Source organism: Geodermatophilus sp. SYSU D01105 (assembly GCF_054050095.1).
This window is the reverse complement of the sequence record NZ_JBJGYR010000010.1, coordinates 159,549-184,162: the sequence shown is the minus strand read 5'-3', so window position 1 is coordinate 184,162 and position 24,614 is coordinate 159,549. Positions and strand designations below refer to the sequence as shown.

The 24,614-nt window shown below is 75.1% G+C and carries 25 protein-coding genes; 15 read left to right on the top strand and 10 right to left on the bottom strand.

The window, feature by feature from the left end:
* Nucleotides 1-80: 80 nt before the first annotated feature.
* From ACI79I_RS12000 to ACI79I_RS11990, 3 genes are all read right to left on the bottom strand, one after another.
* Entirely contained in the window at nt 81-968 is an 888-nt protein-coding gene (locus ACI79I_RS12000; protein ID WP_456992563.1) for a cold-shock protein, read from the bottom strand.
* Between the two features lie 195 nt (nt 969-1,163).
* Entirely contained in the window at nt 1,164-2,213 is a 1,050-nt protein-coding gene (locus ACI79I_RS11995; RefSeq protein WP_456992562.1) for a 2,3-butanediol dehydrogenase, read from the bottom strand.
* Nucleotides 2,214-2,276: 63 nt separating this feature from the next.
* Nucleotides 2,277-3,446, bottom strand: coding sequence for an LLM class flavin-dependent oxidoreductase (locus tag ACI79I_RS11990; protein WP_456992566.1), 1,170 nt, complete (start codon nt 3,444-3,446; stop codon nt 2,277-2,279).
* 354 nt (nt 3,447-3,800) lie between these two features.
* Here ACI79I_RS11990 and ACI79I_RS11985 point away from each other — a divergent pair, with 354 nt between their 5' ends.
* Nucleotides 3,801-5,588 (top strand): FAD-dependent oxidoreductase, encoded by a 1,788-nt coding sequence (locus tag ACI79I_RS11985; protein WP_456992561.1) that lies wholly within the window; start codon nt 3,801-3,803, stop codon nt 5,586-5,588.
* 106 nt (nt 5,589-5,694) lie between these two features.
* On the opposite strand, the gene ACI79I_RS11980 is transcribed toward ACI79I_RS11985, so the two are convergent.
* The 3 genes from ACI79I_RS11980 to ACI79I_RS11970 all read right to left on the bottom strand — a co-directional run bounded on the left by ACI79I_RS11980 (nt 5,695) and on the right by ACI79I_RS11970 (nt 7,996).
* A complete protein-coding gene (locus ACI79I_RS11980) occupies nt 5,695-5,967 on the bottom strand; it encodes a YciI-like protein (RefSeq protein ID WP_456992560.1) in 273 nt (90 codons plus the stop codon).
* Between the two features lie 41 nt (nt 5,968-6,008).
* Nucleotides 6,009-6,155, bottom strand: a complete 147-nt coding sequence (locus tag ACI79I_RS11975; protein WP_456992559.1) for a hypothetical protein — start codon at nt 6,153-6,155, stop codon at nt 6,009-6,011.
* A 425-nt stretch (nt 6,156-6,580) separates the two neighbouring features.
* Nucleotides 6,581-7,996 carry a cation:dicarboxylate symporter family transporter gene (locus ACI79I_RS11970; RefSeq protein ID WP_456992558.1) on the bottom strand — a complete coding sequence of 472 codons (1,416 nt, stop codon included), beginning with the start codon at nt 7,994-7,996 and terminating at the stop codon, nt 6,581-6,583.
* 167 nt (nt 7,997-8,163) lie between these two features.
* On the opposite strand from ACI79I_RS11970, the gene ACI79I_RS11965 reads away from it, so the two are divergent.
* The 9 genes from ACI79I_RS11965 to ACI79I_RS11925 all read left to right on the top strand — a co-directional run bounded on the left by ACI79I_RS11965 (nt 8,164) and on the right by ACI79I_RS11925 (nt 16,827).
* On the top strand, nt 8,164-9,789 hold the full coding sequence (locus tag ACI79I_RS11965; RefSeq protein WP_456992557.1) for a sensor histidine kinase: 1,626 nt from the start codon (nt 8,164-8,166) through the stop codon (nt 9,787-9,789).
* Complete coding sequence (locus ACI79I_RS11960; RefSeq protein ID WP_456992556.1) at nt 9,786-10,460, top strand: response regulator; 675 nt, start codon at nt 9,786-9,788, stop codon at nt 10,458-10,460. Before ACI79I_RS11965 ends, ACI79I_RS11960 begins: the two co-directional genes overlap by 4 nt.
* A 130-nt stretch (nt 10,461-10,590) precedes the next feature.
* Nucleotides 10,591-11,580, top strand: coding sequence for an ATP-binding cassette domain-containing protein (locus ACI79I_RS11955; protein ID WP_456992555.1), 990 nt, complete (start codon nt 10,591-10,593; stop codon nt 11,578-11,580).
* Nucleotides 11,577-12,410 carry an ABC transporter permease gene (locus ACI79I_RS11950; RefSeq protein ID WP_456992554.1) on the top strand — a complete coding sequence of 278 codons (834 nt, stop codon included), beginning with the start codon at nt 11,577-11,579 and terminating at the stop codon, nt 12,408-12,410. Before ACI79I_RS11955 ends, ACI79I_RS11950 begins: the two co-directional genes overlap by 4 nt.
* Before the next feature lie 10 nt (nt 12,411-12,420).
* Complete coding sequence (locus tag ACI79I_RS11945) at nt 12,421-13,677, top strand: FAD-dependent oxidoreductase (RefSeq protein WP_456992553.1); 1,257 nt, start codon at nt 12,421-12,423, stop codon at nt 13,675-13,677.
* 82 nt (nt 13,678-13,759) lie between these two features.
* The gene (locus ACI79I_RS11940) at nt 13,760-14,593 is read left to right on the top strand and encodes a mycofactocin-coupled SDR family oxidoreductase (protein WP_456992552.1); all 834 of its coding nucleotides are present in this window, start codon (nt 13,760-13,762) and stop codon (nt 14,591-14,593) included.
* A gap of 25 nt (nt 14,594-14,618) precedes the next feature.
* Entirely contained in the window at nt 14,619-14,885 is a 267-nt protein-coding gene (locus ACI79I_RS11935; protein WP_456992551.1) for an SDR family oxidoreductase, read from the top strand.
* 46 nt (nt 14,886-14,931) lie between these two features.
* Nucleotides 14,932-15,843, top strand: coding sequence for an AAA family ATPase (locus ACI79I_RS11930; RefSeq protein WP_456992550.1), 912 nt, complete (start codon nt 14,932-14,934; stop codon nt 15,841-15,843).
* Between the two features lie 228 nt (nt 15,844-16,071).
* Nucleotides 16,072-16,827: a vWA domain-containing protein gene (locus ACI79I_RS11925; protein WP_456992549.1), complete on the top strand. Its 756-nt coding sequence runs from the start codon at nt 16,072-16,074 to the stop codon at nt 16,825-16,827.
* Here the strand turns inward: ACI79I_RS11925 and ACI79I_RS11920 are convergent.
* The 3 genes from ACI79I_RS11920 to ACI79I_RS11910 are packed head-to-tail and all read right to left on the bottom strand — an operon-like array spanning nt 16,805 to nt 19,153.
* Nucleotides 16,805-17,434, bottom strand: coding sequence for an acyl-CoA-like ligand-binding transcription factor (locus ACI79I_RS11920; RefSeq protein WP_456992548.1), 630 nt, complete (start codon nt 17,432-17,434; stop codon nt 16,805-16,807). The genes ACI79I_RS11925 and ACI79I_RS11920 overlap by 23 nt on opposite strands.
* A gap of 43 nt (nt 17,435-17,477) precedes the next feature.
* Entirely contained in the window at nt 17,478-18,677 is a 1,200-nt protein-coding gene (locus ACI79I_RS11915; RefSeq protein WP_456992547.1) for an MFS transporter, read from the bottom strand.
* Between the two features lie 5 nt (nt 18,678-18,682).
* The gene (locus ACI79I_RS11910) at nt 18,683-19,153 is read right to left on the bottom strand and encodes a heme-degrading domain-containing protein (protein WP_456992546.1); all 471 of its coding nucleotides are present in this window, start codon (nt 19,151-19,153) and stop codon (nt 18,683-18,685) included.
* 94 nt (nt 19,154-19,247) lie between these two features.
* Here ACI79I_RS11910 and ACI79I_RS11905 point away from each other — a divergent pair, with 94 nt between their 5' ends.
* From ACI79I_RS11905 to ACI79I_RS11895, 3 genes are all read left to right on the top strand, one after another.
* Nucleotides 19,248-20,252, top strand: a complete 1,005-nt coding sequence (locus tag ACI79I_RS11905) for a YihY/virulence factor BrkB family protein (RefSeq protein ID WP_456992545.1) — start codon at nt 19,248-19,250, stop codon at nt 20,250-20,252.
* A gap of 44 nt (nt 20,253-20,296) precedes the next feature.
* The gene (locus tag ACI79I_RS11900; protein ID WP_456992544.1) at nt 20,297-21,169 is read left to right on the top strand and encodes an alpha/beta fold hydrolase; all 873 of its coding nucleotides are present in this window, start codon (nt 20,297-20,299) and stop codon (nt 21,167-21,169) included.
* Nucleotides 21,170-21,238: 69 nt separating this feature from the next.
* Nucleotides 21,239-22,450, top strand: a complete 1,212-nt coding sequence (locus ACI79I_RS11895; protein ID WP_456992543.1) for a low temperature requirement protein A — start codon at nt 21,239-21,241, stop codon at nt 22,448-22,450.
* A 26-nt stretch (nt 22,451-22,476) separates the two neighbouring features.
* On the opposite strand, the gene ACI79I_RS11890 is transcribed toward ACI79I_RS11895, so the two are convergent.
* Nucleotides 22,477-23,184, bottom strand: a complete 708-nt coding sequence (locus ACI79I_RS11890) for a GAF and ANTAR domain-containing protein (RefSeq protein WP_456992542.1) — start codon at nt 23,182-23,184, stop codon at nt 22,477-22,479.
* 314 nt (nt 23,185-23,498) lie between these two features.
* Between ACI79I_RS11890 and ACI79I_RS11885 the strand changes: the two genes are divergently transcribed.
* Both ACI79I_RS11885 and ACI79I_RS11880 read left to right on the top strand, forming a co-directional pair.
* The gene (locus ACI79I_RS11885; protein WP_456992541.1) at nt 23,499-23,669 is read left to right on the top strand and encodes a hypothetical protein; all 171 of its coding nucleotides are present in this window, start codon (nt 23,499-23,501) and stop codon (nt 23,667-23,669) included.
* Nucleotides 23,670-23,739: 70 nt separating this feature from the next.
* A complete protein-coding gene (locus tag ACI79I_RS11880; protein WP_456992540.1) occupies nt 23,740-24,609 on the top strand; it encodes a tryptophan 2,3-dioxygenase in 870 nt (289 codons plus the stop codon).
* Nucleotides 24,610-24,614: the final 5 nt, after the last annotated feature.

Genomic DNA, 24,614 nt, shown 5'->3' with positions numbered 1-24,614 from the left:
CCCAGGCGGACGCCCCCGGGGAGGGACCCGGGGAGGCGAGAGGGGCGGGACTCCCGGCGGGGCGACGGGCCCCTCTCGCGTCAGACCCCCTCGACGCCCTCGGCCTGCGGGCCGCGCTGACCCTGGGTCGTCTCGAACTCCACCCGCTGGCCCTCGTCGAGGCTGCGGTAGCCGCCCCGGTCGGCGATCGCGGAGAAGTGGACGAAGACGTCCGGGCCGCCGTCGTCGGGCTCGATGAACCCGAAGCCCTTCTCGGCGTTGAACCACTTCACCGTGCCGCGGGTCCGCCCCCCGCCGCCGCCGGAGCGCCGGCCGCTCTCGCGCGGGCCGGAGTCGCGGTAGCCGGAGTCGCGGTAGCCGGAGTCGCGGTAGCCGGAGTCGCGGTAGCCGGAGTCGCGGTAGCCGGAGTCGCGGTAGCCGGAGTCGCGGTAGCCGCCCTCCCGGCCGCGTGACCCGCCCCCGGAGCCCCCCTCGGGACGGACGTCCTCGGCCTGGGGGCCACGCTGGCCCTGGGTGGTCGTGAACTCCACCCGCTGGCCCTCGTCGAGGCTGCGGTAGCCGCCCTGGTCGGCGATCGCCGAGAAGTGGACGAAGACGTCGGCCGAGCCGTCGTCGGGGGCGATGAACCCGAAGCCCTTGTCGGCGTTGAACCACGACACGGTGCCCGTGCTCCGTGCACCGCCCCGGGACGACGGCCGGCCGCGGTCGCCGCCGCGGTCACGGTCGCGCGCCGGTGCCTCCCGGGGGGCACGGGCGCCGCCGCCCATCGGCCGGACCGAGTCGGCCTGCGGGCCGCGCTGCCCCTGGCTGGCCTCGTACTCGACCCGCTGGCCCTCGTCGAGGCTGCGGTAGCCGCCCTGGTCGGCGATCGCGGAGAAGTGGACGAAGACGTCCGGCCCCCCCTCGTCGGCCTCGATGAACCCGAAGCCCTTCTCGGCGTTGAACCACTTCACCGTGCCCTGCGGCATCTCCTGCTCCTGCACTTCTCGCGTCGGCGGGTCCGTCCCACCGACCGCCCGCGCGGGCCTCTCTGGCTGGTGCGCGGTACTCGCAGCGTGCCTTACCCCGCTGACGGGACATCGCGCGCCCCCGGGGGCAGGATCCGGGGTCGCGTTCCTCACGCCGGCGAGGGCCGGGGGCCGGCTCCCGGGTCGGGCGTGGGGTCAGACCCTGACCAGGATCTTCATGCCGTCGCCGCGACGCAGCCGGCCGAAGGCGTCCACCAGGTCGTCGACGCCGATCTCGTCCACCCAGCCGGTCGCGTCGTAGCGCCCCTCGGCCATGGCGGCGATCACCGCGTCGAAGTCCCGCGGCAGGTAGGCCAGCGCCCCTGTCATCGACGTCTCGCCGAACACCAGCACGGTCGGGTTGAACTCGAACCCCTTCTCGTGCAGGGCGACGACCACCAGCCGGCCGCCCGGCGCGAGCAGCCCGATGGCCGAGGTCACCGCGGCTCCCGCGCCGGCCGCGTCGAACGCGGCGTCCACCCCGTCCCCGCCGGTGACCTCCGCGACGACCGCGGCGAGGTCACCGGTGGTGGGGTCGACGACGTGCGTCGCGCCGAGCCGCTCCAGCGCCTCCCGCCGGGTCGCACTGGGCTCGGAGACCACGATCGTCTCGACACCGCGGGCACGCAGGGCGAAGAACACGCCGATGCCGATCGGGCCGGCGCCGGCGACCAGGGCCGACCCGCCCGGCCGCACCTCGCCGAGGTCCACGGCGTGCCAGGCCACCGACATGGGCTCGACGAGGGCCCCCATGCGCAGGTCCACCCCGTCGGGCAGCCGGTGCAGCATCGTCGCGGGCACCGTCGTGTACTCGGCCATCCCGCCGCCGTCGCTGGTGAGCCCGTGGAAGCCGAAGCTGCGGCAGGTGTTCACCATGCCCGCGCGGCAGGCCGCGCAGTGCCCGCAGTGGTACACCGGCCAGACCGCGGCCCGGTCACCGACCGCGACGCCGTCCACCCCCTCGCCGAGCTCGACGACGGTGCCGGAGAACTCGTGGCCGAGCACCTGCGGGGGCATCGCGCCGGTGATCGGGTGGGGCTGGGTGTAGTCCAGGCCGGAGCTCTCCGGCGCGTAGTACACGTGCAGGTCCGAGCCGCAGATGCCGGCGTAGGCGTTGCGCAGCTTCACCTGCCCCGGGCCGGGCGAGGGATCGGGGACGTCCTCGATCCGGACGTCCTCGCGGGCGTGGAACCGGGCTGCCCTCACGGGTCCCTCCTCGGGAGGTCGGGTGGGGTGCCGCCGGAGCGGCCCGGCAGCACCCCGGGACGGTCAGGACTGGCCGGCGGCCGCCCTCTCCTGCGCGTAGCGGTCGGACGCGGCCTGGATCGCCGCGCCGTTCTTCGCGTCCAGCTCGGCGTGCTTGCTGCGCGCCCAGGACTCCGCGGCCAGCAGCCGCCTCTGGGAGGGCTGGAAGGCCGGGATGACGTGGCGGGCGAACAGCTCGAAGCTGCGCTGGGTCGCCTGCCAGTTGGCCCAGTCGTGCTGCAGCAGGATGTAGCAGCCGAAGCCGCCGTCGGACTGGTCGACCAGCCGCTGGATCTGGGCGATCGCGTCGTCGGGCGTGCCGATCACTCCCCACCCGCTGTCGTCGAGCCAGGCCAGCCGCTCGTCGAAGGTGTCGCCGGGGATCCGCACCGGGGGCAGCGCCAGGGTCTTCTGCGTGTAGTCGACGAACGCGTCGAAGCCGTAACGGATGTCCTCGACGGCCTGCTCGCGCGTCTCGGCGATGTGCATGGGACCCATCAGCCGCCACCGCGACCGGTCCGCGGTCCGCCCGGCCGCGGCCGCCTCGGCCTCCAGCACGGTCCAGTGGTGGCCGAGGACGTCGAAGCCCTCCTTGGTGGTCGCGCCGACCGAGAGCATGCCCAGGCCGTACTTGCCGGCCAGGCGCGGGCCGGTGGGGGAGGCGGTGGCCGCCACCGCCATCTCGAAGCACGGGTACTGGTAGGGCGCCAGCTGGCAGCGGGCTTCGACCAGCTCGTAGCGGTCGGTCTTCACCGACACCGGCTCGTCGGTGGTGAGCAGCCGGATGAGCACGTCGAGGTCCTCGTGCAGCGCCGGGCGCAGCTGGGCGGGCTCGAGGCCGATCATCGCCGCGTCCGTGGGCAGGGAGCCGGGCCCGACGCCGACCATCAGGCGGCCGCGGAGCAGGTGGTCGACGAGGATCGCGCGGTCGGCCACCCACAGCGGGTTGTGGTAGGGCAGGGAGACCACGCCCGTGCCCAGCTTGATGTGCCGGGTGAGGGGCCCGACGTGGGCGAGGAAGGTCAGCGGGTCGGCGATGATCTCCGTCGCCGCCGAGTGGTGCTCACCGACCCAGACCTCGTCGTAGCCGAGCTGGTCGAGCAGCTGGATCGTCTCGATGTCGCGCTGCAGCGAGGTGGTCGGGTTCTGGGTCGGCGGGCTGTTGAACGGCGGCATGAACAGGCCGAAGCGCATGGTGCTCACGGGCGGGGCTCTCCTCCGGGTTCGACGGTGGACCGAGGGGACGCAGTCGTGCAGGCGCGGGGGCTCAGCTCGGCGGCCCGGCGGGCAGCGGACGGGTGCGCCGCGGCGGGACGGCGGAGCTCGACACGTCCACCTCCCGGTTGCCGGCGCCCCACCCGTCACCGGCGCCGACGGGCTGCGTCTGCCCTGAGTATGGCCCACGTCACACTCCGGGACCCTGCGGGAGGGCCGGCCGCTCCCCGGCTGCCACCCCGCGTGACGGTTGACACACGGCCGGTCCGGCGATGGGATCGGCTGCGGCGCGGACAGGTGTCCGCGTCCCGACCCCCTGACGAGAGGACCTCGATGAGCGCTCCCGCGACGACGACCACCGCCGAGGGAGGAGCGGCCGTCGCGGTCGACGTCCTCGTCGTCGGTTCCGGGCCGGCCGGGGCCTCGGCCGCGCTGTTCCTGGCGACCTACGGCACGTCCACGCTGCTGGTGACCAAGTACGGCCGGCTCTCGGACACCCCGCGTGCGCACATCACCAACCAGCGCACGATGGAGGCGATGCGCGACATGGGCGTCGAGGAGCGCCTGATGCGCGAGGCGACGCCCTGGGAGTACATGGGCAACACCACCTTCTGCACCAGCCTCGCCGGTGAGGAGCTGGGCCGGATCCCGTCGTGGGGCACCGACACGGTGCGGCACGCCGACTACGAGCTGGCCAGCCCGACGACGATGCTCGACGCCCCGCAGACGATCACCGAGCCGATCCTCGTCCAGGCCGCCCAGGAGCGCGGCGCGCGGATCCGCTTCGACACCGAGTACGTCTCCCACGTGCAGGACGACGACGGCGTGACCACGACGGTGCGGGACCGGCTGTCCGGCGCCGAGTACACGATCCGCTCGAAGTACCTGATCGGCGCCGACGGCGCCCGCAGCAAGGTCGCCGCCGACCTCGACCTGCCCTACGAGGGCCCCGGTGCGGTCGCCGGCGCGCTGAGCATCGTCTTCGAGGCCGACCTGTCCCGCTTCGTCGCCCACCGCCCCTCGGTCCTCTACTGGATGCTCCAGCCCGGCGCGGAGAAGGAGGGGGTCGGCCTCGGCGTCCTCCGCATGATCAAGCCCTGGGACGAGTGGATGCTCATGTGGGGCTACGAGGTGGCGGGCGGCCCGCCGGACCTCAGCGACGAGGTCGTCCGGGAGCTGGCGGTCGCGCTGGTCGGCACCGACGACTTCGAGATGCACGTGAAGTCCCGGTCGCCGTGGACGGTCAACCACCACTTCGCCACGACGATCGCCCGGGGCCGGGTGTTCTGCGCCGGCGACGCGATCCACCGGCACCCGCCGACCAACGGCCTGGGGTCGAACACCTCCATCCAGGACAGCTACAACCTGGCCTGGAAGATCGCGCACGTGGTGGCCGGCACCGCGGCCCCCTCGCTGCTGGAGAGCTACGACGCCGAGCGGGCGCCGATCGCGCGGCAGATCGTCGAGCGGGCCAACCAGAGCATCGCCGACACCGGGAAGATCCTCAGCGCCCTCGACCTCGAGCACACCGAGGCCGACCACCTGCAGGAGCAGCTGGCGAAGTGGAAGGCGCCCGGCCCGGAGGGTGAGAAGATCCGCACCGCGCTGCGCGAGGCCATCGCCTACAAGGCCTACGAGTTCGACGCCCACGGGGTCGAGCACAACCAGCGGTACGCCTCCTCGGCGGTCGTCCCCGACGGGACGCCGATGCCCGAGTACCGCCGCGACCCGGTGCTCTACGCCCAGGCGACCACCTGGCCCGGCGCGAAGATCCCGCACACCTGGGTGACCGTCGGCGGGCGGCGGACGTCGACCCTGGACCTGGTCGGTCACGGCCGCTTCGCCGTGGTCACCGGGATCGGCGGCGAGGCGTGGCTGGCGGCCGCCGCCGAGCTCGGACCGGAGCTGGGCCTGGCGCTCACCCCGGTGTCCATCGGCCCCGGCCAGCCGGTCGAGGACCCGTACGGCACCTGGGCGCAGCTGCGCGAGATCGAGGACGGCGGCGTGCTGCTGGTGCGTCCCGACCTCTACGTGGCGGCCCGCTCGCTCGCCGCGCCGTCCTCGGCCGAGCAGGCGCGGGAGTGGCTGTCGGGGGCGTTGCGCCAGGTGCTCGGCCGCTGAGCCGTCGTCCGCAGTGGGGGGGGGGGGGGGGGGGGGGGGGGGGGGCGCGCCCCCCCCCCCCCCCCCCCCCCCCCCCCCCCCCCCCCCCCCCCCCCCACTGGCGGCGTCAGCCTCCGACGACGACGTTCCAGGGGCGCACCGTCCACCCCGTCACCAGCCCGTTGACCACGTACGGGTCGGACTCCGCGAAGCGCTCGACGACCTCGCGCGGCGCGGTCCACACCAGCAGCGCGCGGTCGTAGGGGTCCGGCAGGGCGCCGGCGAGCAGCAGCTCGCCGCGCTCGTGCGCGGCCCGGGCCAGCGCCAGGTGCTCCTCGCGCAGCGCCGCCCTCCGCTCCAGGTAGTCCTCGGCCAGCGTGTACTCCAGGACCAGGTGCATGCCGCCACTGTCGCACCGGGGCCGGCAGGTGGCGGTCGGGGTCAGCGGCCCGCGTCCTCGGCCACGCCCGGCGGGCCGACGAGGTCGATCCGGCAGCGCAGGCCGGGAGCACGGGACAACCGGGCGTCCGCCGTCAGCAGCTCCGTCTCGAGGGCCTCGGCGAGCGTGACGCAGGACGCGTCGTACACGGTCAGGTCCTCCCGCAGCTCCCAGCGCCGGGGAGCAGCGGGCGGTGGGGAGCCCGGCGCACCGGCAGGTCGGCGAGCGCGGTCACCAGGACGCCGGCGTCGACGACGATCACGGTCCTCCCGGAGCGCGGCCACCGCCACCTCGACGGGAGCAGAACCGCCGGCCCCGCTCCAGGACCTCGTCCACGACGGGGACGCGGCCTCCTCGATCAGCCGAGCGCGCAGGTGCTCGTGGAGGGACTGGTGCGCCGCCGCTGCCCGGCGCCGGAGCACCGCGAGGGTCCCGGGCGGCACGTCCTCGATCCGCACGCTCGGCACGGCGCCATCCGGGCGCCACGAGCGCCGGGTCACCCGTTCCACCCGGCCCGGACGACACGGAGCCCCCGGCCTGGTCGGGCCGGGGGCTCCGTGTCGTGCAGAGCCGGTCAGTGCACGGAGGCCGCCGCCACCTCGCGCTGCCGGGCTCTGGCGTCGTCCTGGCCCGGTCCGGCGTTCGTGCCCGACGCCGGCTCGACGTCGTGGTCGTCGATCATCCGCGCCTCGTCGAACGGGCTCCGGCCGGACAGCGCCGCGGAGAGCTGCTCCCGGTCGAGCTCCCTGGTCCAGGTCGCGACCAGCACGGTGGCGACCGCGTTGCCGGCGAAGTTGGTGACGGCGCGGGCCTCGGACATGAACCGGTCGATCCCCACGATCAGCCCGACCCCGTCGAGCAGCTCCGGCCGGTGCGCCGAGAGGCCACCGGCCAGGGTGGCCAGGCCGGCGCCGGTGACCCCGGCCGCGCCCTTGGAGGCGATGATCATGAACGCCAGCAGGCCGATCTGCTCGCCCAGCGACAGCGGGTCGCCCAGCGCCTCGGCGATGAACAGCGAGGCCATCGTCAGGTAGATCGCGGTGCCGTCGAGGTTGAACGAGTAACCGGTCGGCACGACGATCCCGGCCACCGGCTGGCTCACGCCGGCGTGCTCCATCTTGGCGATCAGCCGCGGCAGCGCCGTCTCCGACGAGGACGTGGAGACGATCAGCAGGAACTCCCGGCCCAGGTAGCGCAGCAGGCTGAAGACGTTGACCTTCGCCACCAGGCGCAGCAGCAGACCGAGGACGACGAACACGAACACCGCGCAGGTGGCGTAGAAGCCCAGCATGATCACGGCGAGGCTCTTCAGCGCGTCGATCCCGGTCTCGCCGACGACGGCGGCGATCGCCCCGAAGGCACCGATGGGCGCGACCCACATGACCATGGCGAGGATCCGGAACACCAGCTTCTGCAGGTGCCCGATGCCGCGCAGCAGCGGCTCCCCGGAGCGGCCCATGGCCTGGATCGCGAAGCCCACCAGCAGCGCGACGAGCAGCGCCTGCAGGACCGAGCCGTCGGTCAGCGCCGAGAGCAGCGTCGTCGGGATCAGCCCGAGGATGAAGTCGGTCGTCCCGCCGCTCTCGTGGGCGGTCTCCGCCAGCTCCGAGCCCTGCCCGCGCAGCGAGTCGCTCAGCTGCAGGCCGTCACCCGGGTGCAGCAGGTTGCCCACCACCAGGCCGATCGCCAGCGCGACGGTCGACATGAGCAGGAAGTAGCCCAGCGCCAGCCCGCCGACCCGGCCGACCTTCGCCGCCTGCCGGATCGAGCCGATGCCCAGCACGATCGTGCAGAAGATGACCGGGCCGATCAGCATCTTGATCAGGCCCACGAAGGCGGTGCCCAGCCACTTGAGGTCGGTGGCGAAGCCGGGGAAGACGAAGCCGACGACGATGCCGGCGACGACCGCGCCGATCACGGCGAGGTAGAGCCAGTGGGTGCGGTCCCGCCGCGCCCGGGGCGCGGTCTCCTGCTCGGTGCCTGAGGCCATCGACTGCTCCTGCGAGGTCGGCCGGGGCGAGGTGCCCCGTGGATGGGGTCGGCCCGGGGAGGGCGACGCCGGTCACGGTTCCCTGCGAGGTGACCGCGGTCACCCATGTGTTCATTGCGTTCACCGGGAGGACGTCGCGAGCCGGCCGGCGGGGGACACTCTGCGGCGTGCACGTGCCGGCCTTCGTCGCCCGGCTGGGACGGGGCGACACCAGCCTCGCCCGCCGGCTGCTGCTGCTGCAGGCGCTGGTCGTCGGCGTGGTGGTGCTCGCCGCCACCGCCGTGGCCTGGACCGACGCCCGCCAGGCGGTCCGGGACGCCGCCGAGCAGCGGACCACGGCGATCGTGGAGAGCCTCGCCGACTCCCCGCTGGTCCGCGACGCCGTCACCGGCCCGGACCCGACCGCGGTGCTGCAGCCCTACGTCGAGCAGGTGCGGGCCGACACCGGGACGTCGTTCATCACCGTCCTGGCGCCCGACCGCACCCGCTGGACCCACCCCGACCCGGAGCAGATCGGCCGGCCGTTCCGGGGCACCGTCGCCCCGGCGCTGGCCGGCGAGACCTTCACCGAGACCTACACCGGCACCCTGGGCCCGTCGGTGCGTGCGACCGGCCCGGTGTTCGACGGGGACGGGACCGTCGTTGCCCTGGTGTCGGCCGGGATCACCGTCGACGCCATCGGGCGGGACCTCGCCGCGGCGGTGCCCGGCATCCTCGGCACCGGCGCGGCCACCCTGGCGGTCGGGGCGCTCGGCAGCTGGGCGCTGAGCCGGCGGGTGGGGCGGCAGACCCACGACCTGTCCCCGGCGGCGCTGGCGCGGATGGTCGAGTACCACTCCGCCGTCCTGCACGCCGTCCGTGAGGGGCTGCTCCTGGTGGACGCCGAGCAGCGGGTGCAACTGGTCAACGACGAGGCGCGCCGGCTGCTCGACCTCGACGGGGACCCGACCGGCCGGCACGTCGGCGAGCTCGGCCTCCCCCCGGGGCTCACCGAGGTCCTCGGCCGGCAGCGGACCGCCGTCGACGAGGTGCACGTGACCGGCAGCCGGGTCCTGGTGGTCAACCAGGCCCCGCCCCGGACGGAGGGCCGCTCGGCGGGGACGGTCGTGACGCTGCGGGACCACACCGAGCTGCAGGCGCTCACCGGCGAGCTCGACAGCGTCCGGTCCTTCGCCGAGTCGCTGCGCTCGCAGGCCCACGAGGCCGCCAACCGGCTGCACACCACCGTCTCGCTGGTCGAGCTGGGCCGCCCGCACGAGGCGATCGAGTTCGCCACCGCCGAGCTGGCCTCCGCCCAGGAGCTCACCGACCGGGTGGTCGCCGCCGTCGGCGAGCCGGTGCTGGCCGCGCTGCTGCTCGGCAAGACGGCGACCGCGCACGAGCGCGGCGTCCTGCTGGAGATCGACCCGGCCACGTCGGTGGGCAGCACCGGGATCCCCGGCGGTGACCTGGTGACGATCGTCGGCAACCTGCTGGACAACGCGATCGACGCCGCGCTCGCCGGCGACCCGCCGCGGGAGGTGCAGGCGGCGCTCGAGGTCGTCGACGGCCGGCTGGAGATCCGGGTCGAGGACACCGGTCCCGGTGTGGCCGAGGAGGACCTCCCGCACCTGTTCGAGCGCGGCTGGTCGACCAAGGACCCCGGTGGCACCCTGCTGGGCCGCGGGCTGGGCCTGGCGCTGGTCGACGCGGCGGTGCGCCGGCACGGCGGGACGCTGTCGGTGCGGCCCGGCCCCGGCGCGGAGTTCCGGGTGTCGCTGCCCCTGCCGGTGACCGCCGGGACGCCCCGGTGATCGCGGTCCTCGTGGTCGAGGACGAGCCGGTCGCCGCCGAGGCGCACCGCACGTACGTCGACCGGACGCCAGGCTTCTCGACCGCGGCCGTGGCGGGGACCGGCACCCTCGCCCTGGACGCCCTCGCCCGCGTCCCGGTCGACCTCGTGCTGCTGGACATGAACCTGCCCGACACCACCGGCATCGAGCTGTGCCGCCGCATCCGGGCCGCGGGCCGGGACGTCGACGTCCTCGCGGTCACCTCGGCGCGGGAGCTGACCACGGTGCGGGCCGCGGCCGCGCACGGCGTCGTCGGCTACCTGCTCAAGCCGTTCACCTACCCGGCGCTGCGCGACCGGCTGACCGCCTACGCCGAGTACCGCGCGCGGCTGCGGGCCGGTGGGGACGCCACCGGGCAGGACGAGGTGGACCGGGTGCTCGACGCCGTCCGGCCGACCCGGCCGGCGCCCCTGCCCAAGGGGATGGGCCGGGAGACCCTCGACGCCGTCGTCGCCGCCGTCCGGACGGCGGGGGAGGGGCTGTCGGCCGCCGAGACCGGCGCGCGGATCGGCGCCTCGCGCATCACCGCCCGCCGCTACCTGGAGTACCTGGCCGACACCGGCCTCGTCGACCGCGCGCCCCGGTACGGCGGCACCGGGCGCCCCGAGATGGAGTACCGCTGGCGGGCTTGACCTCGAGCGCGCTCGAACCCCGAGCATCGGCGGCGCCGCCCGGGAAATCCGCTGGCGGCCGATGACTCCGCGGCGCAGATTGCGTCAGAGGGACGAGAGACGCTGCAGCGGACCCGATCGAGGGAGCGCGATGACCGAACGGACCGCACTCGCCATCGAGGCGACCGGCCTCACGAAGTCCTTCGGCGAGACCCGCGCCGTGGCCGGCGTGGACCTGGTCGTCCCGGCGGGGACCATCTACGGGGTCCTCGGCCCCAACGGGGCGGGGAAGACGACCACGATCCGCATGCTGGCCACGCTGATCGCGCCCGACGCCGGCCACGCCCGCGTGCTCGGGCACGACGTGGTCAGCGAAGCCGACGCCGTCCGCGGGCTGGTGAGCCTGACCGGCCAGCTGGCCTCGGTCGACGAGGAGCTCACCGGGCGGGAGAACCTCGTGCTGCTCGGCCGGCTGCTCGGGCACCGCCGGGCGGCCGCGCGGGCCCGTGCCGACGAACTGCTGCAGGCCTTCGGCATCGCCGAGGCCGCCGGCCGGCTGGTGAAGCACTACTCCGGGGGCATGCGGCGGCGGCTCGACATCGCCGCGAGCCTGGTCGTCACCCCCCAGGTGGTGTTCCTCGACGAGCCCACCACCGGGCTGGACCCGCGGTCGCGCAACCAGGTGTGGGAGATCGCCCGGGCCCTGGTCGCCGAGGGGACGACGATCCTGCTCTGCACCCAGTACCTCGAGGAGGCCGACCAACTCGCCGACGGGATCGCCGTCATCGACCGCGGCCGGGTCATCGCCGAGGGCACACCCGGCCAGCTCAAGGCCTCGGTCGGCACCGGCTCGCTGCACGTCCGGCTGCTCGACCCCGAGCGACGCCCCGACGCCCTCCGCGTCCTGGAGCGCGCCGTCGGTGCCGTGGTGCCGGCGGCGGACCCGACCGCGCTCTCGGCGGCCTGCGCCGACGCGGAGAAGGCCGCCCTGGGGCTGGCCGAGCTGGCCCGCGCCGGGGTCGGCATCGCCGACTTCTCCCTCGACCAGCCCAGCCTCGACGAGGTGTTCCTGGCCCTCACCGGCCACCCCGCCGACGACGGCGCCACCGACGCACCGACCCTGGAGGAGCAGGCCTCATGACCGCCACCACCGCGGCCCCGGGCACCGACGCCGCCGCCGTCCGCCGGGCCATCGCCTCGACCGCGCGGCCGCCGCGGCCCGGGCGGCTGTCGACCGCGCTGACCTTCGGCTGGCGCGGGATGCTCAAGGTCAAGCACGTCCCCGAGCAGCTGCTCGACGTCACCGTCACACCGGTGATGTTCCTGCTGATGTTCACCTACCTGTTCGGCGGCGCGATCGCCGGCTCCACCAGCGCATACCTCGACTACACGCTGCCGGGCCTGCTGGTCATGTCGGTGCTGTTCACGACCGTCTACTCGGGGGTCACCCTCAACACCGACCTCACCAAGGGCGTGGTCGACCGGTTCCGCTCGTTGCCGATCTGGCGGCCGGCGCCGCTGCTGGGGTCGCTGCTCGGGGACAGCGTCCGCTACGTGGTGGCCGGCACGGTGATCATCGCCGTGGGGCTGCTGCTCGGGTACCGACCGGACGGCGGCGCCGGCGGCGCGGTGGCGGCCCTGGCGCTGGTGGTGACCTTCTCGTTCGGGCTGTCCTGGGTGTTCTCGGTGCTCGGCCTGCTGATGCGCTCGCCCAACGCGGTCATGAACGCCGGCTTCATGGGGATCTTCCCGCTGACGTTCCTCTCCAACGTGTTCGTCGACCCGCGCACGCTGCCCGGGCCGCTGGAGGCCTTCGTCGAGGTCAACCCGATCTCGGTGCTGGCGACCGCGTCCCGCTCCCTGATGGCCGGCGCCCCGGACGGCACCGCGATCGTCGTCTCCCTGGCGGTGGCCGCGGGGCTCGCCGCGGTGTTCCTGCCGGTCACCACCCGGCTCTACCGCAGCCGCTGAGGAGGACACGGTGAGCACGGAGACGACCACCTGCTGCATCGCCGGCGGCGGGCCCGCCGGCATGGTGCTCGGGTTGCTCCTGGCGATGCAGGGCCTCGACGTCGTCGTCCTGGAGAAGCACCCCGACTTCCTGCGCGACTTCCGCGGCGACACCGTCCACCCCTCGACGCTGCGGCTGCTCGACGAACTGGGCCTCGCCGAGGCGTTCCTGGCGCTGCCGCACCAGGAGGTCCCGCGGATCGGGGTCACCACCGACGCGGGGACCTTCGCCGTCGCCGACTTCACCCGGCTGCCGGGCCGGTTCCCCTTCCTCACCTTCGTGCCGCAGTGGGACTTCCTGGACTTCCTGGCCGACGAGGCGCGCCGCCACGACACGTTCGGCCTGCGGATGGAGACCGAGGCGGTCGGCCTGCTCCGCGAGGACGGCCGGGTCGTCGGCCTGCGGTACCGGAGAACCGACGGCACGGAGGGGGAGATCCGGGCCGCGCTCACCGTGGTCGCCGACGGCCGCAACTCCCGGCTGCGCGCGCAGTCCGGCCTGCGGCTGCGGGAGTTCGGCGCGCCGATGGACGTGCTGTGGTTCCGGCTTCCCAAGCTCCCCGGGGACCGCGAGCCCACGTTCGGCGGGATGGGGCGGATCGGCCGCCGCCGCATGCTGGTGACCATCGACCGGGGCGACTACTGGCAGACCGCCTACCTGGTGCCCAAGGACGGCTACGCGGCGCTCCGGGAGCGCGGCATCGACGCCTTCCGCGCCGACCTCGCCGGGCTGCTGCCCGCCATGCCCGCCGCCGTCGCGACGCTGCGCGACTGGGACGAGGTCAGCGTGCTCTCGGTCCGCGTGGACCGGCTCACCCGGTGGCACCTGCCCGGGCTGCTGGTCATCGGCGACGCCGCGCACGCCATGTCCCCGGTCGGCGGGGTCGGCATCAACCTCGCCATCCAGGACGCCGCCGCAGCAGCACGGCTGCTCGCCGCCCCGCTGCGCGACGGCGGGCCCGGGCCCGCGGTGCTGGCCCGCGTGCGGTGGCGTCGCCTGCTGCCGACCGTGCTGACCCAGTTCGGGCAGCGGCAGGTCCAGCAGCGGCTGCTCGCCCGCGTCCTGGCCGGCGACGTCACCGTCACCGCTCCGCGGCTGTTGCGGCTGCTGCAGCGGTACCCGCGGCTGCAGGGCGTGCCCGCCCGCGTCGTCGGGCTCGGGGTGCTCCCCGAGCACGCGCCGCGCGTTCTCCGCCGTCGCCGACCGGTCGGGTCGCCCACCCCCTGACCCCGTACCGGGCCTTCCTCAACTGACACCCAGTGCCATAACCTGTGGCGCGCATCACACGTCGAGGAGGAGGGAGCCTGGCATGGGACGGGTCGAGGGCAAGGTCGCGTTCATCACCGGCGCCGCGCGCGGGCAGGGTCGCAGTCACGCGATCCGGCTGGCCGAGGAGGGCGCCGACATCATCGCCGTCGACCTGTGCGCGCAAGTGGACACCGTCCCGTACCCGATGGCCACACCGGAGGACCTGGCCGAGACGGTCGAGGCCGTGGAGGCGCTCGACCGGCGGATCGTCGCCACGCAGGCCGACGTCCGGGACCTCGGCGCGATCCGGGCCGTCGTCGACCAGGGAGTGGCCGAGCTCGGCCGGCTCGACATCGTCTCGGCCAACGCCGGCATCGCCAGTACCGGGACCACCACGTCGGACATCAGCGAGGAGAGCTGGGCCGACATGGTCGACATCAACCTGACCGGCGTCTGGCACACCACCAAGGCCTGCGTGCCGCACATGGTCGAGGCGGGCAACGGCGGGTCCATCGTGCTGACCAGCTCGGCGGCCGGGCTGATGGCCTACCCCGGCATCGGGCACTACGTGGCGGCCAAGCACGGCGTGGTCGGGCTCATGCGCACCCTCGCGCTGGAGCTCGCCCCGCACATGATCCGGGTCAACAGCATCCACCCGACCCAGGTGGACACCGACATGATCCAGAACGAGACCATCTGGGGGTTGTTCGCCCCGGACGACCCCCATCCCTCCCGGGAGGCGTTCGCCCCGGTCTCGCAGGAGATGAACGCCCTGCCGATCCCGTGGGTCGAGGCCCGCGACATCTCCAACGCGCTGCTGTTCCTGGCCTCGGACGAGGCCCGCTACATCACCGGCGTCGCGTTGCCCGTCGACGCCGGCGCCGTCATCAAGTAGGGACCTGCGCGAGAGGAGACCGACCGTGACCGGACGCGTGGAGGACAAGGTCGCCTTCGTCACCGGCGCCGCGCGCGGGCAGGGGCGCAGTCACGCGATCCGGCTGGCCGAGGAGGGCGCCGACAGCGGTTCGATGGTGCTGACCAGCTCCACCGCCGGCCTCAACGCCCTGCCCATCCCGTGGGTCGAGCCGCGGGACATCAGCAACGCCGTGCTGTTCCTCGCCTCCGACGAGGCGCGCTACATCACCGGCGTGACCCTGCCGGTCGACGCCGGCTCCACCCAGGAGTGAGCGCGCGAGGAAGCGAGGAGCCGTCCTGAGCACCGACCCGGGCCGCGTGCCCGACGACATCACCGCCGTCCGCGCCCGGGTCGCCGCCCGGATCGTCGGCCGCGAGTCCGAGCTCGACCTCGTGCTCGCGGCCGTCGCCGCCGGCCGCGACATCGTGCTCGAGGGCCCGCCGGGGACCAGCAAGACGACCATGCTCAAGGCGATCACCGCGGAGTGGGGGATCCCGCTGCTGTTCGTCGAGGGCAACGCCGACCTGACCCCCGCGAAGATCGTCGGGCACCACAACCCGGCCCGCGTCCTGCGCGAGGACTACAGCAGCGACAACTTCGTGCCCGGGCCGCTGGTGCAGGCGATGCAGGAGGGCGGCTTCCTGTACATCGAGGAGTTCAACCGGGCGCCCGAGGACACGCTCAACACGCTGCTCACCGCGATCGCCGACCGCTCCATCGCCATCCCCCGGGTGGGCAGCGTGGCGGCCCGGCCGACCTTCCGGGTCATCGCCTCGATGAACCCCTACGACAACGTCGGCACCACCCGGCTGTCCACGAGCGTCCACGACCGGCTCTGCCGGCTGGCGATCGGCTACCAGGACGAGGCCGCCGAGCGCGACATCGTGGCGTTGCGGGCCGGCGGGGCCGACGGCGCACTGCGCGGCCGCCTCGTCGCCGACGGCGTGGCCGTGACCCGGGCGACCCGCGCGCACGCCGACGTGCGTCAGGGCAGCAGCGTCCGCGGCGCCATCGACACCGTCCTGGTCGCTACCCAGCTCGCGCAGCTGCGCGGCATCGGCACCGCGGCCGACGAGCGGTACGCCGGCACGGTCCTCGACGCCATGGTGGTGGCCCTGTCCGGGCGCATCCACCTCGACGAGGCCGCCGAGAACTCCCCCGAGCAGGTGCTCCGGGAGATCTGGGAGGACCACTTCGTGCTCGCTCCCGCCGCGGCCGCCCCCGGTTGAAGGCCGGTCGAGGCCGACTCCCCGCTGCGCCGCCCCGGGCCGCCGCGGGCGACGACCCGGCCTCCGCTGCGGCGCAAGCCCAAGCAGCTCACCGAGGACCCGACCCTGTTCGCGCCGTCCCCGGCCGGGGCGGGCGGCACCGTGCTCCCCGCGCTGCCCGGCCGGGGCCGGCGCGCGCCCGGCCCCCGCGGGGGCAGCGCGCCGGGCACCACCGAGGAGCCGGCGTCGGTGGTGACGCTGCCCGCCGACGGCCCCGGACCGGACCCCGAGGTGCGCGCCCGGGCCCGGCAGATCGCCGCGCGCCTGGCAGTGCCGCGACCACGGCTCGACGTGCTGTCCCGCCGCGGTGCCGGCGACCTGGCCAGCGTCCCGTACCGCGGCGGGTCCGACGACATCGACCTCGACCGGACCATCGAGGTGCTCGCCGAGCGTCCGGTGCCCGAGGAGGAGGACGTCGTCGTCCGCGAGCGGGTCCGCACCCGGCGCTCCGTGGTGCTCGCCGTCGACGTCTCCGGGTCGATGCGCGGCGAGCGGATCCGGACCGCGGCCGCCACCGTCGCGGCGCTGGCCGCGGAGCTCGTGCGTGACGACCTCGCCGTCCTCGCCTTCTGGTCCGACGCCGCCGTCCTGCTGCACCTCGGGCAGCCGGTGCAGCCGCTGGCCCTGCTCGACCAGCTGCTCGCCGTCCCGGCCAAGGGGCTGAGCAACGTGGCCTTCCCGCTGCAGCAGGCCGCCCGCGAGCTCTCCCGCGCGCCGGCCCGGGACGCGCGGGTGGTGCTGCTGTCCGACTGCGTGCACAACGCCGGCCCCGACCCCCGCCCGGAGGCCGCCCGGCTGCCCCGGCTCGACGTGCTGCTCGACGTCTCGGGGGAGCACGACCTCCAGCTGGGCCGGGAGCTGGCCCGGGCCGGGCGCGGCCGGGTGGCCCGCATCCGCACCCACCGCGACGTCGCCCCGGCGCTCAGCCGGGCGTTCGCCGGGTAGCCGGCGCGGGGGCCTCGGGCAGCAGCAGCGCCAGGACCTCGCCGACGGTCTCGAACAGGTCCGACCCGGGGTGGGCCAGCCAGTGCTCGTGGGCGGTGAGGGTGGCCGCGAGCACCGCGTGCCCCACCGCGAGCGGGAACACCGCGTCGGCCGGCTGGCCGTAGCGCGCGCTCACGAAGGCCGCCGCGGCGTCCCGCCAGTCGCGGTAGCGGGTCATGGCGTGCCCCTGCAGGGCCGGCACGGTCAGCAGCAGCTGCGCGCGGTGCCGGGCCCAGGTGGCCTCGTCGGGCGGGAAGCGCAGGGCCGCGGCCACCGAGCGCTGCACCACCGCCTCGTAGGACTCGCCGTCGCTGCCCGCGGCGAGGTGGTCGCGCAGCCGCCGCAGCTCGGCGGCCGACTCGACGAAGAGGACGTCGGCCTTGGTGGGGAAGTAGCGGAAGAAGGTACGGCGGCTGATCCCCGCCGCGGCGGCGATGTCGTCGACGCTGGTCTGCTCGAAGCCACGGTCGAGGAACAACCGCTGGGCCACGGCCGCCAGCTCGTGCGGGGTCGTGGCCGCCGGCCGCCCGCCGCGGTCGTCGCGGAGCCGCTCCGGCGTCCCGTCCACGGGTGCATGGTGCCCGACCGGGCCCGCGGAGCGGACCGGTGCGTCAGGCCCTCCGCGCCCGGGAACCGGTCAGCACCCGGCCGAGCACCAGCGCACCGATCCCGGCGAGGACGACGGTCAGCAGGGCCACCCGCAGGCTGGTCGCGTCCGCCACCACGCCCACCAGCGGCGGCGACAGCAGGAAGCCGATCCGCAGCAGCCAGTTGATCACCGTCAGGCCGGTGCCGTGGGCCAGCCCGGGGAGCTCGTCGGCGGCGGAGTAGACGGCCGGGACCAGCGTGGCGACCCCGAGACCGGCCAGCCCGAACCCGGCCAGCGTGAGCGGCACCGACGGCAGCGCGAGGGCCAGCCCCATGCCGACGGCGGTCAGCGCACCCCCGGCCCGCACCACCCGGCGCCGGCCGAACCGGTCGACGACGCGGTCGCCGGTGAGCCGGCCGATGGTCATGGCGACCGACAGCGCCACGAACCCCAGCCCGGCGGTGGCCGGCCCGGCGGAGAGCTCGGTGCGCAGGTACAGGGCGCTCCAGGAGGCGCCGGAGTCCTCGACGAACGCGCCGCAGGCGGCCAGCACCCCGAGGGCGGCCAGCGGCAGGACGGCGGCGCGGCGGGCGCCGGAGCCGGGGGACGCCGGGACCGCCTCGTCGTCGTCCGCCCGGTCGGCCTCGTCGGGGCCGGGCAGCAGGGCCCGGGAGACCACCAGGGCCAGGGCGCCGAAGACGACCGCGGAGACGGCCAGGTGCACCGGGAGCGGGACGCCGAGACCGGCGGCTGCCGAGCCCAGCAGCCCGCCGGCGACCGCGCCGATGCTCCAGATGCCGTGGAACGCGTTGAGGATCGACCGGCCGTAGCGCCGCTGCACGCGCAGGCCGTGCGCGTTCTGGGCGACGTCGACGACGGCGTCCAGGGCGCCGGCGACGAGCAGGGCCCCGGCGAGGGCACCCCAGTTCGGTGCGACGGCCACCGACCACACGGTGACCGCGAGCAGCACCAGCCCGGCGGAGGCGACCCGGCCGGAGCCGAACCGGCGGATGAGCACCGCCGAGGACAGCCCGGCGAGCAGCGCGCCGAGCGGCATCGCCCCCAGCGCGGCCCCGAGGGAGCCGTTGCTCAGCCCCAGCCGGTCCTTCACCTCCGGCAGCCGCGGGACGAGGTTCGCGTAGAGGACGGCGTTGATGAGGAAGCACGCGCCGACGGCGGTGCGCGCCCGGCGCAGCGCCGGGGCGACGGTCGGGGCGGTCACGCCGGTCAGCGGCCGAGGTGGGCGCGGATGGCGGCCACGACCATCGCGTGGTCGGCCAGCTGCGGCAGCCCGGAGACCGCCACCGCACCGATCGGGCCCACCGACCGCACCAGCACGGGGAAGGCGCCCCCGTGCGCGGCGAACCGTGCCGGGTCCAGGCCGAACTCCGCCTCGAAGGTGGTGCCGCGCTCGACCGACGCCTGGCGGACGTAGAGGCTGCTGTGGCCGAACCGGTGCACCACGCGCAGCTTGCGCGCGATCCAGGCGTCGTTGTCGGGGGTGGCGCCCGGGAGAGCGGCCGAGAACAGCCGGTGGCCGTTGCGCTCGATCGCGATCGCCACCGGCGCCTGCTGCGCGCGGGCGGCGGCCACCAGCGCCGAGCCGAGGTCCCACGCGTCGTCGTTGGTGAAGCCGGGGAACTGCAGGTCCTCCTCCTCGGCGGCGAGCTCGGCGAGGGAGGGGAAGGCGTCGGCCATGGGCCCTTCCTACCGGGCACCCCCGACACGGACCGCGCGTCCCGCGGCCGCGGCGGGGTATCGCTGCGGCCACCGGAGCAGACAGGGGTGCGCCATGACGATCGCCGAGCGCCTGGACCGGTTCCAGCGCCGGCACCGCTGGGCGGGGTTCCCGATCGCGGTGCTCTACAAGTTCCTGGACGACGACGGCCACTTCATGGCGGCCCTCGTCACCTACTACGGCTTCCTCGCGCTGTTCCCGATGCTGCTGCTCCTGGCGACGGTGCTCGGGCTGGTCCTCAGCGGGAGCCCGGAGCTGCAGCAGCGCCTGCTCGACTCCGCCCTCGCCGAGTTCCCGGTCATCGGGCCGCAGCTGGGCACGCCCGAACGCCTCGGTGGCGGCGTCGTCCCGTTCCTGGTCGGCGGCCTGGTGGCCCTCTACGGGGCCCTGGGCCTGGGCCAGGCCATCCAGCACACGATGAACACCGCCTGGGCGGTGCCGCGGCACAGCCGGCCGGACCCCATCACCTCCCGCGGCCGCAGCCTCCTGCTCCTGTGCACCCTCGGCCTGCTGGTCCTGGCCAGCACGGTGCTGTCGGCGGCCGGGACCGGCGCGGCCGCCTACGGCGTCTTCAGCACCTGGCTGCAGGTGCTCGTGACGGTGGCCTCCGTGCTGGCCAACGCGGCGGTGTTCGTGGTCGGCTTCCGGCTGACCACGGCCCGCCGTCTCACCGTCCGGCAGGTGGCGCCGGGAGCGCTCGCGGCGGCCATCGCCTGGCAGCTGCTGCAGTCCTTCGGCGGGGTCTACGTGGCGCGCGTCGTCGCCAACGCCAGCGCCGTCGACGCGGTGTTCGCCCTCGTCCTGGGGCTGATCGCCTTCATCTACCTGGCGTCGGTGGTCCTCGTCCTCTGCGTGGAGGTCAACGTCGTCCGCGTGGACCGCCTGCACCCCCGGGCCCTGCTCACGCCGTTCACCGACGACGTCGAGCTGACCCGCGGGGACGAGCGCGTCTACGCCGAGTCGGCCCGCGCCCAGCGCGCCGTCCGCCACCAGCGCGTCGACGTCTCGTTCGAGGACCGGGAGCGCCCGGCGTCGCCGGCCGGCGACGGGCCCGGGTGAGCGGCGCGCATGCCGGCGCGGGGCCGGTGGGTACCGCGCCGGCCATGAGCAGCGGAGCCGGACCGCGGGAGGGCCGCATCCGGCTCCGGGACGGGCGGACCCTCGCCTACGCCGAGTACGGCGACCCCGACGGCCGGCCGGTGCTCGGCTGCCACGGCTCGCCCAGCTCCCGCCTGGAGCGGCACGTCGAGGACCCCGGGGACTACCGCCGGTGGGGTGTGCGCTTCGTCGTCCCCGACCGGCCGGGCTTCGGCCGCTCGGACCCCCTGCCCGGGCGCCGGGTGGTCGACTGGCCGGCCGACGTCGCCGAGCTGCTCGAGGCCCTGGGCGTCGACCGGTTCAGCGTCCTCAGCCTCTCCGGTGGCGCGGCCTACGCGCTGGCCTGCGCCGCCGCCTTCGGGGACCGCGTGAGCGCCGTCGGGGTGCTCGGTGGGGCGCCACCGCCGGACGTCCCGTGGCCGTGGCCGGAGTGGGTGCCCCGCCGGCTGGTGGACGCCGCCCACCGGACCTCGCCGGCCGCGGCGCTGCTCCAGCCGGTCTTCGCGCCGGTGGCCGTGCGCCCGGGGCTGATCGCGCGCTACCTGCAGGTGCGGCTGAGCTCCGCCGACCGGCGGGTCATCGGGCGGCCGGGGGTCCGGCGGGTCCTCGACGAGACCTTCACGGAGGGCCTGCGGAACGGGGCGGCCGCGATGGCCGCCGACCGCGCGCTGCTGTTCCGGCCGTGGGGCTTCCCGCTCTCCGCGGTGCGCCGGCGGGTGCACCTGTGGCACGGCACGCGGGACCGCCAGGTGCCGGTGACGCTGGGCCGGGTGCTCGCGGCGATGCTGCCCGACTGCACTCCGCACTGGGTGGCCGGCGAGGGGCACTTCTTCGTCTTCGACCACGCCGAGGAGGTCTACGCGACCCTGCGCGGCTGAACGGGGCGGCGGGCGGGTAGGGACGACCGGGCGCGCGGGTCGGCGCCTCGTCGCAGCGGGGAGGACGCCGTGGCCGACAGGGGACTGCTGGCACGACTGCGGCACACGCTGGCCGGTTCGGGCGCGGTCCGCCGGCCGGAGCTGCGGACCGGTGACGAGCGGTCGGCCTCCCGGCTGGAGCTCTTCTTCGACCTGGCCTTCGTCCTGGTGGTCGCCGAGCTCGCGACCGCGCTGCGCGAGGACGTGACCTGGCACGGCGTCCTGGTCTTCGCCGGGTTGTTCACCACCGTCTGGTGGTCGTGGGTCAGCTCGACCCTCTACGCCAACCGGTTCGACCACGACGACGTCGTCTACCGGCTCTACAAGCTCGCCAGCATGGCCGCCGTCGTCGGGCTGGCCGCGTCGGCGACCGAGGCGACGGGGGCGCGCTTCGGGGTCTTCGTCGGCTGCCAGCTCCTGCTGCGCGCCATGCTCCTGCTGCAGTACCACCGCGCGTACCGGCACGTGGCCGACGCCCGGCCGATCGCCCGGCTCTACCTCTGGGGTGCGGCCGCGGGCGCGCTGCTGTGGGCCGTCTCCCTCGCCGTCCCCCGGCCGGTCGCCTTCGGGTTGTGGGCGGCCGCGGTGGCAGTGGAGGCGCTGGTGCCCCTGCTGGCCACCCGGGCCTCGGCCGACGTCCCCCTGCACGTGGAGCACCTGCCCGAGCGGTTCGCGCTCTTCGTGATCCTCGTGCTGGGCGAGTCGGTGGCCGGGGTCGCCCACGGGCTGTACGAGTCGGGGTGGGCGGGCGAGGCGCTGCCGGTGGCGATCGCCTCCTTCGTCCTCGCAGCCGCGCTGTGGTGGAGCTGGTTCGACCTGGCCGGGGCCCGCGCCAAGCGGCTCCTGGACGAGGTCGGCGGCGAGCGCAGCGACCACTCCCACGACGTGTACGTCTTCGGGCAGCTGCCGCTGACCCTGGCCCTGGCGGCCGTGGGGGCCGCGATCCAGCTGACCGTCGTGGAGGGTGGTCAGGGTGACGTCCCGGCCGGGACCCGGCTGCTGCTGGCCGGCGGGGTCGCGGTCTACCTGGTCACCATGACCGTGACCGACGCCGGCATGTCCCGCCGCGCACGGCGCGGCTGGTGGTGGCCGCTGGCCGCCGCGGTCCTCGCGGCCCTGGACGCCACCCTGGAACTCCCGGCGCTGGTCGTCGTCGGCGGGTTGGCCGTGCTGGTGGTGGGCGTCGTGGTCGTGGGCACCGTCGAGCGGGCCTCCGGACGGCTGCCGGTCGCGCCGGCCTGACCTCGGGCGGACGGCGGCCCGGCGGATCAGCGGCCGGGTATCTCGCCGGTGTGCGTCACGCGCGCGGCCACCTCGCGCAGCTTGGTGTTGGTGTCGTTGGAGATCCGCACGAGGACGTCGAAGGCCTGGTCGGCGGTCAGCCGGAAGCGCTCCATGACGATCCCCTTGGCCTGGTCGATGACCGCCCGGGTCGCCAGCGCGGTCTCGAGGTCCTCCACGTGCCGCACCGCGCTGTCGTGGCAGTACCGGTTCCACAGGGGGACGACGGCCAGCGCGGCGAACCGCGCCAGCACCGGGTCGCGTCCCCGGTCGGAGCCGTCGGGGAGGTGGAGGTTGAGGCTCCCGGTCACCGGCGTGCGTCCCGGGGCCGGGACCGACAGCACGCCGCGGCAGCTGCGCGCCGCCGCCGCACCGGCCAGTTCCGGCCAGCGGGGGTCGGTGCGAACGTCGGGCACGCCGACCGCCCGGCCGGTGGCCCCCGCGGCCAGGCACGGCCCGGACCGGGAGCCGTACTGCACCTCGTCGAGGTCCTCGGCGACCGCGTCGGTGGCCGCCACCGTCGTCGCGCGCCCGGACTGCAGGACGGTGATCGACGCGGCGGGTGGCGTACCGAGCAGGTCCCCGGCCAGCTCCCTGGTGCGTCGGAGGACCGACTGCAGGGAGTGCTCGGGGAAGGGGAGGAGGGCGAGCGCGACCAGGGCGGTCGACACGCGGTCGTCGTCGGGGCGGTCCACGGGGGTACCCCGGTGTGCCAGTGCTGCCGGAACCGCTGGGCGCCGGACGCGGACGCGCGACCCTGGGGATTCCAGGACCACGCTGGGGAGGGCCTCCAGCCCCCGCTCGCGCCGGCTGCCTGACGCGCGAGGGGCAGGGTACCGGTCACCCCCTGCCCTGACGGGGAGGGGGCGGGCGTGGGGACGGCGTGCCGCGGGGACCCGGGCCGGTCCCCGGGGGGTTGCCGCACCGGGTGAGCCGGAGGACGATCGTCGCCGCCACCGGCCGCAGGGCCCGGTGTGGTGCCGCTGCGACGTCCCGAGGAGGGCGAGGGATGGACCGCGCGCAGGAGCCCGACGGCGACTACGGCTACGACATGGCGCACGAGGCGCTCGGCACGCGGCCCGAGCCGGCACCGGCTCCGGAGCCCCGCGGGCCCGCACCGGCGCCGGGCGGGGTCGACCCCGGCAGCGACCTGGCCTACGACGAGAGCCACGACTTCTGAGGCGATCCCCGCGGCCGGGGCGGCGGCGGGAGGACCGCGGACCCGTCGCGGGCGGGGCTATTTTGCCGCCGTGTCGTCGTCGGAGCAGGAACAGTCCCGGTCGGTGCGGCCGCTCGAGAGCTCGATCCGCACCGACCTCACCGGTGCCACGACCTACGCCGGCTACCTCGACCTGGAGCACCTGCTGGCCGCCCAGCACCCGAGGAGCAACCCCGAGCACCACGACGAGCTGCTGTTCATCGTCCAGCACCAGACCAGCGAGCTGTGGCTGAAGCTGGTCCTGCACGAGCTGCGCGCCGCCTGCCGGTACCTGGCCGCGGACGCGCTGGCCCCGGCCCTGAAGTGCCTGGCCCGCGTGAAGCACGTCCAGCGGACGCTGATCGAGCAGTGGTCGGTCCTCGCCACGCTGACCCCGCGCGAGTACGCCCAGTTCCGCGGCGCCCTCGGGAGCGCGTCGGGCTTCCAGTCCGCCCAGTACCGCGCCGTCGAGTTCGTCCTCGGCAACAAGGACCCCGCGATGCTCGCGGTCTTCGCGGGTGACCCGCCCGCGCGGGACCTGCTGACCGAGCTGCTGGAGAGCCCGTCCCTCTACGACGAGTTCCTGCGTCACCTGGCCCGGCTGGGCCTCGCCGTCCCGGCAGCGGTGCTGGAGCGCGACGTGCGGCAGCCGTGGACGTACCGCGCCGACCTGCTCCCGCTGTTCCGGGGGGTCTACGAGTCGGAGGACACCCCGTGGGGGGTCTACGAGGCCTGCGAGAGCCTGGTGGACATCGAGGACAACGTGCAGCTGTGGCGGTTCCGCCACCTGCGCACCGTGCAGCGGACCATCGGGGCCAAGACGGGGACCGGCGGGTCGTCCGGCGTCGGCTTCCTGCGCCGGGCGCTGGACCTCACCTTCTTCCCGGAGCTCTACGCCGTCCGCACCGAGATCGGCACCTGAGCGCC